Origin of the sequence: Streptomyces paromomycinus (assembly GCF_003865155.1) — a bacterium.
In the GTDB taxonomy this organism is placed as follows: Bacteria; Actinomycetota; Actinomycetes; order Streptomycetales; family Streptomycetaceae; genus Streptomyces; species Streptomyces chrestomyceticus.
The window spans coordinates 1280444-1294553 of record NZ_BHZD01000001.1 but is presented as its reverse complement, the minus strand read 5'-3'; the positions used below and the strand labels follow the sequence as shown (position 1 = coordinate 1294553).

Here is a 14110-nt window from a genome sequence, read left to right as displayed (position 1 = left end):
AGGACCCACCGCCGTCACCGCCCGTCGCCGGGCCAGCTCCACTCCTCGACCTCCGGCAGGTCCGTGCCGTGCTCGCGGATCCAGGCATGGTGGCGCTGCCGCACGTCCGCCATCTCCTGCCGCACGCCGGCGGCCCGTACGGCCAGCCCCGGCACCCGGTCGATCACGTCCATCACCAGCCGGTAGCGGTCCATGTCGTTGGTGACCACCATGTCGAACGGCGTGGTCGTGGTGCCCATCTCCTTGTAGCCCCGCACGTGCAGGTTGGGGTGGACGGCCCGGCGGTAGGTGAGCCGGTGCACCAGCCACGGGTAGCCGTGGTAGGCGAAGATCACCGGCACGTCGTGCGGCAGCAGCGCCTCGAACTCCCGCTCCGTCATGCCGTGCGGATGCTCCTCGTCGGGCTGCAGGCGCGTCATGTCGACGACGTTGACGACCCGTACCGACAACTGCGGCAGGTGGGTACGCAGCAGGGACGCGGCCGCCAGCGTCTCCTGCGTCGGCACGTCACCGGCGCAGGCGAGCACCACCTCGGGCCGGCTGCCGGGCCGCTCGGTGCCCGCCCACTCCCAGATGCCCGCACCGCGCGCGCAGTGCGCCCGCGCCTGCCCGATGTCCAGCCAGTCGAAGCACGGCTGCTTCCCGGCGACCACCACGTTGACCACGTCCTTGGTCCGCAGTACATGGTCGGCCACGCACAGCAGACTGTTGGCGTCCGGCGGCAGATAGACCCGTACGGTGTGCGGGTCCTTGTTGAGGACGTGGTCGACGAAGCCCGGGTCCTGGTGCGAGAAGCCGTTGTGGTCCTGGCGCCAGACGTGCGAGGTCAGCAGGTAGTTCAGGCCCGCCACGGGCACCCGCCAGGGGATGTCGCGGGCCGACTGGAGCCATTTGACGTGCTGCGAGGCCATGCTCGACACGATGTGCGCGAACGCCTCGTACGAGGAGAACAGGCCGTGCCGCCCGGAGAGCACGTACCCCTCCAGCCACCCCTGGCACAGATGCTCCGAAAGCACCTCCATCACCCGCCCGTGCCGCCCCAGATGCTCGTCGGTGGGCTCGGTGGCGGCCTGCCACGCCTTGTCGGTGGCGTCGTACACGTCCTGGAGCCGGTTGGAGGCCGTCTCGTCCGGGCCGAACAGCCGGAAGTCGCGGCGGTCGGCGGTCCGCTCCATCAGGTCGCGCAGCAGGCCGCCGAGGACGCGGGTCGGTTCGTGCATCCGGGTGCCGGGCTTGTCGACGGGCACCGCGTACTTCTCGGGGTCGGGCAGCGGCAGCGTACGGACCAGGCGGCCGCCGTTGGCGTGCGGGGAGGAGCCGAGCCGCCGGTCGCCGCGCGGCACACAGGCCAGCACCCGGTCCACCGGCCGCCCCTCGCCGTCGAACAGTTCGCCCGGCGCGTAGGACCGCAGCCAGCCCTCCAGCTGGCGCAGATGGTCCGGGTTGTCCCGGACGCCGGACAGCGGCACCTGGTGGGCGCGCCAGGTGCCCTCGACGGGCGCGCCGTCCACCTCGTCGGGCCCGGTCCAGCCCTTGGGGGTGCGCAGCACGATCATCGGCCAACGGGGCCGGGCCCGCTCCTCGCCCTCGCGCGCGGCGCGCTGGGCCTCGTGGATGCGCAGCAGCGCGGTGTCCATGGCGGCGGCCATGTCCCGGTGCACCTGGGCCGGGTCGGAACCGGTGACGTACAGCGGCTCGTGCCCGTAGCCGCGCAGCAGCGCGTCCAGCTCGTCCTCGTCCAGCCGGGCGAGCACCGTCGGGTTGGCGATCTTGTAGCCGTTCAGGTGCAGGATCGGCAGCACGGCGCCGTCGTGCGCCGGGTCCAGGAACTTGTTCGCGTGCCAGGACGCGGCCAGCGGCCCGGTCTCCGCCTCGCCGTCCCCGATCACGCACGCCACCAGCAGGTCCGGATTGTCCAGCGCGGCACCGTACGCGTGCGCGAGGGAGTAGCCCAGCTCGCCGCCCTCGTGGAAGGAGCCCGGCACGTTCGGCGCCGCGTGGCTCGGCACCCCGCCGGGAAAGGAGAACTGCCGGAACAGCCGGCCCATCCCGGCCGCGTCCCGCCCGACGTCCGGATTCAGCTCCCCGTACGTCCCCTCCAGCCAGGCCCCGGCGAACACCGACGGCCCGCCGTGCCCCGGCCCCCACACGCACACCGCTTCCTGCCCGTGGGTGCTGATGACCCGGTTGACGTGCGTGTAGACGAGGTTCAGACCGGGACAGGTGCCCCAGTGGCCGAGCAGACGCGGCTTGATGTGCTCGGGGCGCAGTTCCTCGGTGAGCAGCGGGTTGCCGGTCAGATAGATCTGCCCGGCCGCGAGGTAGTTCAGCGCCCGCCAGTGGGCGTCGAGATCGAGCAGATCGCTCTCGGTGAGCGGGGTCGGCGACTCCATCGGGGCCCTCCGTCGGGGGAAAGGTGATCAGGGAGCGCCTCTCCACCGTACGGGCCGTCATGCATGGGCGCCGCACGTGACGGGCCGACCGGAGGGGCCGAGCGGACGCGCCGGGCCTGGAAGCCGCTGTCTCAGAGCAGCACCGCCGTCAGATCCGGATCCTCGAAGCCCGCGTCGTCGAACGGGTAGAGCGGGCGGACCACCCGGTGGTGGCCCAGGCGTGGCAGGTCCTGGTCCACGCCGCCGGGGGTGAGGGCGAGCAGCCAGTCGGCGGCCAGCGCGTACAGCTCCGGCTCCAGGTAGCCGATCTTCACCACGACGACGTCGTACGCCGTCGGGTCGAGGGTGCCGAAGTCGGCGCGGGTGTGGAAGGGCTTGCGTCGCTCGGTGAGGACGGCTGTCACGCCGCCCCGGGTGACGGCGGCGGTGCGGCCGCCGCCGTCGTACGCCGGATTGCCGCGCGGGGCGCCGGCGGCGGGGGCGGCCGGGTCTTCGAGGGCGGTCACCGTGCCGGTCAGCTCGTACGGCTCGGCGTGCGGGCCGGTGCCGGCGCTGACGTGGCCGCCGACCTTCAGGGTCACGCGGGCGCCCACCCCGGCGTCGAAGCAGGCGGCCACCGCGGCCGGGTCGGTGATGCCCGGGTGCAGCGCGGTGACCCGGCCGCTCGCCAGGTCCTCGTCGGCCAGCAGGCGCCGCAGCATGTACGCGAGGTCGCCCGCGCCGCCCGCGGTGGGGTTGTCGCCGGAGTCGCTGATCAGGAACGGGCGGGCGCGGGACGCGACGGCGTGCGCGATGCACGCGTCGGCGTCGCCGGTCGGGCCGACGAAGACGAAGTCGCGGCGCACGTCCCAGTACTCCTGGGCCAGGCCGCGGGCCTGCTCCAGCGCCAGGCCCGGGTCGTCGCCGGTCACCACGACCGCGGCCCGGCAGCGCGCCTCGTCGGCCCAGGCGTAACCCACCCAGACCGCCGCGTCCACGATGCCGTCCAGCGCCTCGACCGAAGCGAGCCTGCCGTACAGGGACTTGGCCGGTTCCAGGCGGGTGCTGGTCTTCTCGCCGGGGAGCAGGACCGGCACCTGCACCCAGGCGCGGTACGGACGGCCCTTGCCGGACGCCAGCCGTTCGACCAGTTTGCGGGCGGCGCGCTCGCGTGTCTCCCAGGCGTCCTCGTGCGGGGCGAGGCGGTGCGCGGTGAGCAGGTCGAGGCGGTCGGCGAAGCGGCGCGAGACGTTGCCGTGCAGGTCCATGGCGGCGGAGAGCAGGACGTCCGGGCCGAGCGCGTCCCGTACGGCGTCGGTGAGGTCCGCCTCGGCGTCGTCCAGGCCGACGACGCTCATGGCGCCGTGGATGTCGTAGACCATGCCGTCCAGCGGCCCGGCCTCGCGTATCCGGGCGATCAGTTCGGACTTGATCCGGTCGTACGTCTCCCGCTCGACGGGCCCGCCGGGCAGCGCCACCGCGTGCACCAGCGGCACCCACTCCACCTGGTCCGCGAGGCCGCTGTCCGGCCGGGTCCAGGTGTAGCGGTCCAGCAGCGCGGCGCCGCGGGTCACGCGGAAATCGTCGTACGTCGAGCGGTGCGGGCAGAACTGGCTGGACTCGATGGCCATGCCGCCGATGGCGATACGCATGTCGGTGGTTGCACCTTTCGTGGGGACGGTGGGGATCCGCGTACGGGCGGGAGCTACGTACGGACGACGGGCAGGGCCGGCAGTCCGCCGTCGGCGGCCAGTTCGCGCAGCGCGGCGTGGCCGGCGCCGAGCAGCCCCGCGTCGGGGCCGCAGCTCGCCGCGACGATCGACAGTTCACTGGTCGCCATCGGCAGGCACCGCTCGTACAGCACCCCGCGCACCGCCGCGACCAGCGGTTCCGCCGCGGCGAGCGCGCCGCCCAGCACCACGGCCTGCGGGTTGAAGAAGTTCACCACGACGCCCAGCACCGCGCCGATGTGCCGCCCGGCCTGCCGCACCAGGGTCGTCGCGTGCGGTTCGCCGTCCTCGACGAGCCGCAGGATGTCGGTGGTGGAGTCGGCCGCGATGCCCTGGCCGCGCAGCGCGGCGGCGATCGCGGCGCCGCTGGCCACCGACTCCAGACAGCCGATGTTCCCGCAGGAGCAGGGGCGTTCGGCGGCGGCGTCCACCCGTACGTGGCTGATGTCCCCGGCGCAGCCGCGGGCGCCCCGGTAGAGCCGGCCGTGGCTGATCACCCCGGAACCGATGCCGCGGCCCGCCTTGACCACCACCAGATGGCGCAGGGCGGAGTGGGCGGCCCGGTGTTCGCCCAGGGCCAGGACGTTGGCGTCGTTGTCGACCAGCACGGGCATGCCGAGCCGGTCGGCGAGCCGGTCGCGCAGCTCGTACAGATGCCAGCCGGGCATCCGGGACGGCGCGACGACCCGGCCCGACGCGGGGTCCACGGGCCCGGGGAAGCCGATGCCCGCGCCGCACACGGTGCGTCCGGCCGCGCGCTGGCGCTCGGCCAGCGCGGTCAGCCGTTCGGCGAGCAGGCCGACGGCCGGTTCCGGGCCGGTCGTCAGGTCGAGGGCGCACTCGTCGATGTCGAAGCCGGTGCCGGTCAGGCCCACCGCCCCGGTACGGATGTGACGGCTGCCCAGGTCGGCGGCGAGCGCGACGGTGCCGCCGTCCGGGACGCGCAGCAGCCGCGGGCGGCGCCCGCCGCGCGAGGCGCCCTCGCCGGACTCGGTCAGCAGCCCGGCGTCGACCAGTTCCTGGACGCGGGCGGAGACGGTGGAGGCGGCGAGTCCCAGTTCCCGTACGAGGTCGGCGCGCGAGCGGGCGGTGCCGGTCGCGACGAGTTCTAGGACGTGCGCGGCGGAGCCGGGCTCGGCGTCGGTCATGTGGGGGCCTCGGCGGCGGTCAGGACGACGGTCAGGACGGCGGTCATGGCGTGCCTTTCGGCCGTGAGCGACGGGGGAGGGGGAGGGGGAGGGGGGTGGGAAGAGGGGGGAATGCTGCGGGCGGTCAATCTGCGACGCTTCCCCTTCTTTATTCGATCGCCGAAGAAAGAAGGGAGGCAAGTGGCCCTCAGTACACCCCAATTGCCGATGTTCCGCCAGACCCTTGACTTCTTTTCGCGGCCGTCCGTACTTTTCTCGCACTCTTCGACCGGCCGACCCTTTCCGGAGGCAGCATGGGCCCGCGCAGAACCCGCCGACGCGGGCCCGTCCACGTCCTGCTCCGCGCGGTCACGGCGCTGCTGCTCGGCCTGACGACGCTCACCGGCTGCGGCCCGGCGGACGGCGCCGTCACCGACGTCGGTGCCACCGGCGGCACCCGCGTCGAAGGCGGCACGGCCACCATGGCGCTGCCGCCCGCCGCGACGCCCAACTGGATCTTCCCGATCGGCACGGCCGGTTACCTGGCCTCGTACAACAACGCCGTACAGGACCTGCTCTACCCGCCGCTCTACACGGCCGAGAAGAAGGGCGCGGGCCTGACCATGGACAGCCCGCGCAACCTCGCCGGACAGCCCCGCTACAGCGACGGCAACACCACCGTCACCATCACGCTCAAGCAGGGCTACCGCTGGTCCGACGGCACGCCCGTGACCAGCCGTGACGTGGAGTTCTGGTACGACCTGATCAAGCACGACAAGGAGGAGTGGGCGGGCTACTCGCCGGGGCTGCTGCCGGACAACGTCAAGGCGTTCGAGGTGCTGGACGACCACTCCTTCCGGCTGCGCCTGGACCGCCCGTACAACCCCGCCTGGTTCACCGGCAACCAGCTCGACAACTTCACCCCGCTGCCCAAGCATGCCTGGGACCCGCGCGACGAGGCCCCGAAGAAGGTCTTCGCGCGGCTGCTCCAGCACGCCGAACAGCTTTCCAAGTTCGCCACCGACCCGCTCTGGAAGACCGTCAGCGGGCCCTGGCAGATCGAGAGGTGGACCACCTCAGGGCAGGTGTCCCTGATCCCCAACAAACAGTACGGCGGCCCCGACAAGCCCCACCTCGACCGCGTCGTCCTCAAGCCCTTCACCACCGCCGACTCCGAATTCAACGTGCTGCGCGCCGGCGGCGTGGACTACGGCTACATCCCGCCCTCGGTGATGGCCCAGTCCACGCGGTTCAAGAAGATGGGCTATCGCATCGACCCGTGGGAAGGCTGGGCGATCACCTACATCGTCCTGAACTTCAACCACCCCACCGCCGGGCCGATGCTCCGCCAGACCTACCTCCGCCGCGCCCTCCAGCACCTCGTCGACCAGAAGACGATCTCCGACGTCGTCTGGCACGGCAGCGCGGCCCCCACCCGCGGCCCGGTGCCCGCCGGACAGATGGACCGCGACCCGTTCCCGTACGACCCGAAGAAGGCCGAAGCCCTGCTCACCGCGCACGGCTGGCAGCGCGCCGACGGCAGGCTGCGCTGCGCCCGCCCCGGCACCGGCCCCGGACAGTGCGGCAAGGACATCCCCGGCGGGCAGCAACTGCGCCTGGAACTCCTCTCCCAGTCCGGCTCCACCGAGACGTCCAACACCATGCAGGAGATCAAGTCCGCCATGGACCGGGCCGGCATCACCCTGGACATCCGGCAGCAGCCGCTGAACACCGTCCTCGGCACCACCGTCCCCTGCAAGCGGGCCGAACCGGTGTGCTCCGCCTGGCAGACGGGCTTCTTCGGCACCCAGGGCAGCTGGTACTTCCCGACCGTGGCCAGCGGCGAGTCGCTCTTCGCCACCGGGGCGCCCTCCAACATGGGCAACTGGTCCGACCCGAAGGCCGACGAGCTGATCAAGAAGACCGAGTACTCCGACGACCCGGGCGCCCTGCGCGACTACGCCCGCTACACGGCCGGCCAGGTGCCCGTCCTGTGGACGCCCAACCCGGCCTACCAGGTCTCCGTCATCCGCAACGACCTGCGGGGCATCGACCAGAACCCCACGCTCGGGCTCGCGCCGCAGGACTGGTACTTCGTCAAGAAGGGCGGTGCGGGCCGGTGATCCGCTTCCTGGTCAAGCGCGTCGCGCAGGCCGTCGTCGTCCTGCTGCTGGTCTCCGTCATCGTCTTCGTCCTGCTGCACCTGCTGCCCGGCGGGCCGGCCCGCGCCATCCTCGGCGTCAAGGCCACCCCCGAAGCCATCGCGCACTTCAACCACCAGCAAGGCTACGACCGTTCGCTGCCGCAGCAGTACGTGATGTACCTCGGTCGGCTGCTCACCGGGGACCTCGGCGAGTCGTACAAGCTCAACCAGACCGTCGCCTCGCTGCTCGGCGAACGCCTCCCGAAGACCGCGCTGCTGGCGGGCCTGTCCATCGCGCTCGCCGCCGTACTGGCCGTCCCGCTCGGCATCCTCCAGGCCGTACGCCGCGGCAAGGCCGCCGACCACCTGCTCACCGGCGCCGCCTTCCTCGCCTACGCCACCCCGGTCTTCTTCCTCGGTCTGGTCCTCGTCCTGGTCTTCAGCCAGCAGCTCCAGCTCTTCCCGGCCGAGGCACCGCAGGCCGACACGGTCGGCGGCCTGCTCGCCGAGGCCCCGGCCCTGATCCTGCCCGTGGTGACCACCGCCCTCGGCATCATCGCCGCGTTCAGCCGCTACATGCGCTCGGCCGTACTGGACAACCTCCAGGAGGACTACGTCCGCACCGCGCACGCCAAGGGGCAGTCGGGCACCCGCGTCATGGTCCGGCACGTGCTCCGCAACGCGCTGATCCCGCTCGCCACCCTCCTCGGGCTGTACCTGCCGACCCTCTTCAGCGGCACCCTCGTCGTCGAGTCGATGTTCAACTACCCCGGCATGGGACTGCTGTTCTGGAACGCCGCGCAGGGTTCGGACTTCCCCGTCCTGCTCGGCGTCACCCTGATCGTCGGCGTGGCCACCGTGCTCGGCTCGCTGATCACCGACATCGCCTACGCCGTCCTCGACCCCCGGATCAGGAGCGTCTCGTGACCGCACCCGCCATGGACGCGCCGAGTGACGCCGGGGCCGCCCGACGAGGGGACGGCGACCTGTCCGCTGCTGTGCCCGCCGCTCCCGGGCCGCTGCGCCGCACCCTCGCCGTCTTCGCCCGCAGCAAACTCGCCGTCACCGGCGCGGTCCTCCTCCTCGGCCTGCTGCTGCTCTGCTACCTCGGCCCGCTGCTGCACCCCACCGACCAGACGCACACCGACCTGTCGCAGGCCAGCCTGCCGCCCGGCAGCCCCGGCCACCTCCTCGGCACCACCGACCTCGGCTACGACATGCTCGGCAGGCTGATGTACGGCGGCCAGACCTCACTCGAAGTCGGCCTCGCCGCCGGGTTGCTGGCCACCCTCTTCGGCACCGTGTACGGCGCGGTCGCGGGCTACTTCGGCGGCTGGGTGGACGCCGCCATGATGCGCGTCACCGACGCCGCGCTCGCCATCCCCGCGCTGTTCCTGCTGGTCGTGGTCGCCGCCATCGTCACCCCCGGCAAACCCGTGCTGATCCTCATCATCGCCTTGGTCGCCTGGCTGTCCCCGGCCCGCCTCATCCGAGGCGAGGCCCTCGCCCTGCGCAGCCGCGACTACGTGCACGCCATGCGCCTGATGGGCGGCGGCGGGGGCCGGGCCGTCTTCCGGCACATCCTGCCCGGCGCCGTCGGCACCGTCGTCGTCAACGCCACCTTCCAGATCGCCGACGCCATCCTCTACGTCGCCTACCTCTCCTTCCTGGGACTGTCCGTCCCGCCCCCGGCCGCCGACTGGGGCTCCATGCTCTCCGCCGGCATCACCTACACCCAGGTCGGCCACTGGTGGCTGATCTTCCCGCCCGGCCTCGCCGTCGTCCTCGTCGTCGCCGCGTTCACCTTCGTCGGGGACGGCCTGCGGGACGCCTTCGACGTGCGCCTCCAGAAGAGCTGAGGAAGGCCCATGACCGCCGACCCCCTGTCCGCGACCTTCCGCCCGCCGTCCGGGACCGCCGCACCGCTGCTCAGTGTCGAGGATCTGCACGTCGAGATCACCGGCCGCGGCCGCACCGTGCACGCGCTGGACGGTGTGCACCTCGACCTCGCCCCCGGGGAAGCCCTCGGTCTCGTGGGCGAATCCGGCTGCGGCAAGACCATGACCGCGCTGTCCGTCCTCGGCCTGCTGCCGCAGGGCGGCCGGATCACCGGTGGACGCATTCTCTTCCGAGGCACCGGCGGTGTCGACGGCGCCGGCGACGGCAGCGACGACCGTACGGCCGACGGCGACGGCGACGGCGACGGCACGACCGACCTGGCCGCCGCGCCCGCCCACGTCCTGCGGGACATCCGCGGCAACACCATCGGCATGGTCTTCCAGGACCCGCTGACCTCCCTCAACCCGACCATGACCATCGGCGCCCAGGTCGCCGAACCCCTGCTGCTGCACAAGCAGATCACCCGGCGGCAGGCTTGGACGAAGGCAGAAGAGACCCTGCGGCTGGTCGGCCTGCCGCAGCCCGCCGAACGGATGCGGAACTACCCCCACCAGCTCAGCGGCGGCATGCGGCAGCGCGTCGCCATCGCCATGGCCCTGGTGTGCGAACCCAGACTGCTGATCGCCGACGAACCGACCACCGCCCTCGACGTCACCACCCAGCACCAGATCCTCGAACTCGTCGACGACCTGCGCACCCGCCTCGGCATGGCCCTGATCCTGGTGACCCACGACCTCGGCGTCATCGCCAAGCGGGTGGACCGGGTCGCGGTCATGTACGGCGGCAAGGTCGCCGAACGCGCCGGCGTGCACCGCCTCTTCACCACCCCGCGGCACCGCTACACCCAGGCCCTCCTCGCCGCCCTCCCCGAACGCGCCACGGCCGGGCGGACCACCCTCGCCACCATCCCGGGCCTGCCGCCCGCCCTCGTCACCCGGCCCGCGGGCTGCCGCTTCGCACCGCGCTGCGCCTTCGCGACCGACCGGTGCCGTACGGAGGAGCCGGCCCTGGACGGGGAGGCCGGCCACGCGTACGCGTGCTTCCACCCGGTACGGGACGAAGCCGACGGCCGGGCGGGCAACAGCGCCCCCGTGCCGGCGGTGTCCGTACCCGGGCCCGAGGGGAACGGACTCGCCGCCACGGCGCCCGCCGACCACCCACCCCTCCTCACCCTCACCGACGTCACCAAGCACTACGCCCTCCACGCCGGCCCCTTCGCCCGGCGCAAGGGAGCCAGGGAGGTCGGCGCCGTGGCCGGGGTCAGCCTCACCGTCACCCGCGGTGAGACCTTCGGCATCGTCGGCGAGTCGGGCTGCGGCAAGTCCACCCTCGGGCGGATGGTCGTCGGCCTGGAACCCCCGACCGACGGCACGATCCGCTTCGCGGGCCGCGACATCGGCACTCTGACCCGCCGTGAACTGCGCGCCCACCGCCGCGACGTCCAGCTGATGTTCCAGGACTCCTACGCGTCCATGGACCCCCGGATGCGCGTCGACACGGTCCTGCGGGAGCCGCTGGTCATCCAGGGCATCGGCGACCGCGCCGCGCAACAGCGGCGGGTCGCCGCCCTGCTGGACGACGTGGGCCTGCCGCGCGCTGCCGTGGAGCGCTACCCGCACGAGTTCTCCGGAGGCCAGCGCCAGCGCCTCGGGCTGGCCCGCGCGCTCGCCCTCGCGCCGTCCCTCGTGGTCGCCGACGAACCGGTCTCCGCGCTCGACGTCTCCGTGCAGGCCCAGATCCTCAACCTCATGCGTGACCTGCAACGCGACAAGGGACTGACGTACCTCTTCATCTCCCACGACCTGGCGGTGGTTCGGCACCTCGCGGACACCGTCGGCGTGATGTACCTGGGCAAACTGGTGGAGACCGGCCCGGCCCGGGACGTCTTCGCACGCCCCCTGCACCCGTACACCCGCGGACTCCTCGACACCGTCAACGCGCCCGACCCGGCGGCCCCCGCCACAGGCAGCCCGCTCACCGGCGAGACGCCCTCGGCCGCCGCGCCGCCCTCCGGCTGCCGCTTCCGCACCCGCTGCCCGGCGGCCCGCCCGCGCTGCGCGGAGAGCGAACCCGAGTCCACCGCACCCGCCGGCCCCGGGCACCGGGTGGCCTGCCACTTCCCCCTCGTGGCGGCCCCCGGGCCCGGCCCCGTCAGTAGCGGGTGAGGCCCGTACGGCCGGAGTCCGTGCCGATCGCGATGTGCGGACGGGCGGCCGGCCGCACCCACGCCACGATGCGGGCCATCGCCCGCGCCGGTACGGACACACAGCCCGCCGTCGCCCCACGCCCGTCGACGTGCAGGAAGATGCCCGCGCCCCGGCCGCGTACCGGGCGGTGGTAGTTGAAGCCGACGACCAGGGCCCGGCCGTACTGCACCGGGTAGTCGGCCAGCCGCTCGGCCTCCTGCGCCGCGCAGTCCCGGGGGCGCGGGTCCACCCAGCGGTTGTAGGCGGCCGAGCCGTTGTCCTGGCACCACCAGGAAGTGGCGCGCACCGGCCGGTACGGGATGGCCGTACCGGCCGGTGCCGCCTTGAGGCCGAAGGCGAACGGCAGGTCGTACAGGCCGGTAGGGGTCGTCGAGGTGCCCTGCTCACGTGAGCTGCCCTCGGCCAGCCCGTTCGCCCCGAAGCGGGCGGGCGCCGTACCGACCCGGTGCCAGCGGCTCCCGTACCGCTGCCACCAGCTCAGCGTGCCGGTCGTGGAGCGCAGGCTCGCGGCGCGGGCCGTGATGAGCTGGCTGCCGCCGCCGGTGTCGGCCATTCGGGTGGGCAGCGGCTGCCCGGCAGCCGGGGACGCGGCGGGGGAGCGGGGTACGGCGACGGCGGAGGCGGGCACGGTCAGGGCGAGCACGGCCGCGCAGGCCGCGGCCGCCAGGGTCCTCGCGGAGGTCATGACCGCAATGTAGGGGGCCGGGTACCGCGCGTCGCCGAACGAACCGGACAAGCCACCCGAAGGAACGGGGCGGGCGGCCGGGGCGCAATCCGTCGCGCGTCAGTGCGATAGACCGGCGAAACCCGGGTACCGGGGCCGGAGAACCACGTGCCGTCCGACCCAGGAGGTCTGCTGTGGAGCGGCAACCGACACCGCACCGTACGCGCGAGCCCGGGCAGGAGACCGAGCCCGTGCCGCCGACACCCACGCCGTCGCCGGGGCCCGGCGGGCCCGAACCGGGTCCGGGGCCCGGCCCCGTACCGGGGCCGACACCGGGACCGCCGGTGCCCGGACCGCCCGACCCGACACCGCCGGCGCCCACACCGCAGCCGCCGACACCCAGCCCCGACCCCGTACCGCGCCCGCCGGGCCCCGACCCCGTACCGGAACCGTCCCCGGCCCCCGGACCGCTCACGTAGTCCGCGGCCGGCCCCGGTCACCGGCTCCGCGGCGGCCGCCGGGCCGCCGCGGCCCCCCAGCCCACCCACCACCCCACGGGAGGTGCATCCACATGGCCATCGCCACGGTCGACCCGGCCACCGGCGAGACGCTCAAGACCTTCGACGCGCTCGACGCCGACGCGATCGAGGCCCGGCTCGCCCGCGCGGAAGAAGCCTTTCGCAGCTACCGGACGACGACCTTCGCCGAACGCGGCGAACTGCTGCGCAACGCCGCCGGTCTGCTGGAGGCGGGCCAGGACGGCATCGCCCGGACCATGACCACCGAGATGGGCAAGCCGCTGGCGGCGGCCCGCGCGGAAGCCGCCAAGTGCGCGAAGACGATGCGCTGGTACGCCGACCACGCCGCGGAACTCCTCGCCGACGAGGTACCGGACGCCGGTGACGCCAAGGACGCCGGAGCGTCCCGCGCCTGTGTCCGCTACCGGCCCCTCGGCACCGTCCTGGCCGTCATGCCGTGGAACTTCCCCCTCTGGCAGGTCGTCCGCTTCGCCGCGCCCGCGCTGATGGCCGGCAACACCTGCCTGCTCAAACACGCCTCCAACGTGCCGCAGACCGCGCTGTACATCGAGGACCTGCTGCGCAGGGCGGGCTTCCCCGAAGGCTGTTTCCAGACGCTGCTGGTCGGCTCCGGCGCGATCGAGGACATCCTGCGCGACCGCCGGGTCGCCGCCGCGACCCTCACCGGCAGCGAACCGGCCGGCCGCTCGGTCGCCTCCGTCGCCGGTGACGAGATCAAGAAGACGGTGCTGGAACTGGGCGGCAGCGACCCGTACATCGTGCTGCCGTCCGCCGACCTCGACGCGGCCGTACGCACCGCCGTCACCGCCCGGGTGCAGAACAACGGACAGTCCTGCATCGCCGCCAAACGCTTCATCGTGCACACCGACGTCTACGACGAGTTCGCGGTCCGCTTCACCGAGCGGATGGCCGCCCTGACCGTCGGCGACCCGATGGAGGAGAGCACCGACGTCGGCCCGCTGGCCAGCGAACAGGGCCGCTTTGACCTGGAGGAACTGGTCGACGACGCGGTGAACCGGGGCGCGGCCGCGCTGTGCGGCGGCAAACGCCCGGAGAAGCTGACGGCCGGCTGGTTCTACGAGCCGACCGTACTGGCCGGCATCACGCCCGAGATGCGCATCCACCAGGAGGAGGCGTTCGGCCCGGTCGCCACGCTCTACCGGGTCAACAGCCTCGACGAGGCGATCGACACCGCCAACGACACCCCGTTCGGCCTCAGCTCCAACGCCTGGACCCGTGACGAGGACGAACAGGAGCGTCTCGTCCGCGACATCGAAGCCGGCGGCCTCTTCTTCAACGGCATGACCGCCTCCCACCCCGCCCTCCCCTTCGGCGGCGTCAAACGCTCCGGCTACGGCCGCGAACTGGCCGGCCACGGCATCCGCGAGTTCTGCAACGCGACGACGGTGTGGTACGGCGCGTAGAACCC

At 73.1% G+C, this 14110-nt stretch carries 9 protein-coding genes; 5 read left to right on the top strand and 4 right to left on the bottom strand.

What is annotated here, in order from left to right:
• Positions 1-14: 14 nt before the first annotated feature.
• The 3 genes from OEIGOIKO_RS04905 to OEIGOIKO_RS04895 form a co-directional block, all read right to left on the bottom strand.
• The gene (locus OEIGOIKO_RS04905; protein WP_125052196.1) at positions 15-2393 is read right to left on the bottom strand and encodes a phosphoketolase family protein; all 2379 of its coding nucleotides are present in this window, start codon (positions 2391-2393) and stop codon (positions 15-17) included.
• A gap of 131 nt (positions 2394-2524) precedes the next feature.
• Positions 2525-4024: a M81 family metallopeptidase gene (locus tag OEIGOIKO_RS04900; protein ID WP_125052194.1), complete on the bottom strand. Its 1500-nt coding sequence runs from the start codon at positions 4022-4024 to the stop codon at positions 2525-2527.
• 53 nt (positions 4025-4077) lie between these two features.
• The gene (locus OEIGOIKO_RS04895; protein WP_125052192.1) at positions 4078-5250 is read right to left on the bottom strand and encodes an ROK family transcriptional regulator; all 1173 of its coding nucleotides are present in this window, start codon (positions 5248-5250) and stop codon (positions 4078-4080) included.
• 293 nt (positions 5251-5543) lie between these two features.
• Between OEIGOIKO_RS04895 and OEIGOIKO_RS04890 the strand changes: the two genes are divergently transcribed.
• Genes OEIGOIKO_RS04890 through OEIGOIKO_RS04875 form a run of 4 tightly spaced genes read left to right on the top strand, consistent with a single transcriptional unit; the run spans position 5544 to position 11436 of the window.
• Positions 5544-7352 carry a peptide ABC transporter substrate-binding protein gene (locus OEIGOIKO_RS04890; RefSeq protein ID WP_125052190.1) on the top strand — a complete coding sequence of 603 codons (1809 nt, stop codon included), beginning with the start codon at positions 5544-5546 and terminating at the stop codon, positions 7350-7352.
• The gene (locus tag OEIGOIKO_RS04885) at positions 7349-8299 is read left to right on the top strand and encodes an ABC transporter permease (protein WP_125052188.1); all 951 of its coding nucleotides are present in this window, start codon (positions 7349-7351) and stop codon (positions 8297-8299) included. Before OEIGOIKO_RS04890 ends, OEIGOIKO_RS04885 begins: the two co-directional genes overlap by 4 nt.
• On the top strand, positions 8296-9231 hold the full coding sequence (locus OEIGOIKO_RS04880) for an ABC transporter permease (protein WP_125052186.1): 936 nt from the start codon (positions 8296-8298) through the stop codon (positions 9229-9231). Before OEIGOIKO_RS04885 ends, OEIGOIKO_RS04880 begins: the two co-directional genes overlap by 4 nt.
• Before the next feature lie 9 nt (positions 9232-9240).
• On the top strand, positions 9241-11436 hold the full coding sequence (locus OEIGOIKO_RS04875; protein ID WP_125052184.1) for a dipeptide ABC transporter ATP-binding protein: 2196 nt from the start codon (positions 9241-9243) through the stop codon (positions 11434-11436).
• On the opposite strand, the gene OEIGOIKO_RS04870 is transcribed toward OEIGOIKO_RS04875, so the two are convergent.
• On the bottom strand, positions 11423-12163 hold the full coding sequence (locus OEIGOIKO_RS04870) for a L,D-transpeptidase family protein (protein ID WP_174857121.1): 741 nt from the start codon (positions 12161-12163) through the stop codon (positions 11423-11425). The two genes, OEIGOIKO_RS04875 and OEIGOIKO_RS04870, sit on opposite strands and share 14 nt — an antisense overlap.
• 550 nt (positions 12164-12713) lie before the next feature.
• Between OEIGOIKO_RS04870 and OEIGOIKO_RS04865 the strand changes: the two genes are divergently transcribed.
• Complete coding sequence (locus OEIGOIKO_RS04865; RefSeq protein ID WP_125052182.1) at positions 12714-14105, top strand: NADP-dependent succinic semialdehyde dehydrogenase; 1392 nt, start codon at positions 12714-12716, stop codon at positions 14103-14105.
• The last annotated feature ends 5 nt before the right edge of the window (positions 14106-14110 follow it).

Bases quoted from the DNA above. Each gene is read 5' to 3' on its own strand.
- OEIGOIKO_RS04905 (WP_125052196.1), bottom strand. From the start codon at position 2,393: ATGGAGTCGCCGACCCCGCTCACCGAGAGCGATCTGCTCGATCTCGAC.
- OEIGOIKO_RS04900 (WP_125052194.1), bottom strand. From the start codon at position 4,024: ATGCGTATCGCCATCGGCGGCATGGCCATCGAGTCCAGCCAGTTCTGC.
- OEIGOIKO_RS04895 (WP_125052192.1), bottom strand. From the start codon at position 5,250: ATGACCGACGCCGAGCCCGGCTCCGCCGCGCACGTCCTAGAACTCGTC.
- OEIGOIKO_RS04890 (WP_125052190.1), top strand. From the start codon at position 5,544: ATGGGCCCGCGCAGAACCCGCCGACGCGGGCCCGTCCACGTCCTGCTC.
- OEIGOIKO_RS04875 (WP_125052184.1), top strand. From the start codon at position 9,241: ATGACCGCCGACCCCCTGTCCGCGACCTTCCGCCCGCCGTCCGGGACC.
- OEIGOIKO_RS04870 (WP_174857121.1), bottom strand. From the start codon at position 12,163: ATGACCTCCGCGAGGACCCTGGCGGCCGCGGCCTGCGCGGCCGTGCTC.
- OEIGOIKO_RS04865 (WP_125052182.1), top strand. From the start codon at position 12,714: ATGGCCATCGCCACGGTCGACCCGGCCACCGGCGAGACGCTCAAGACC.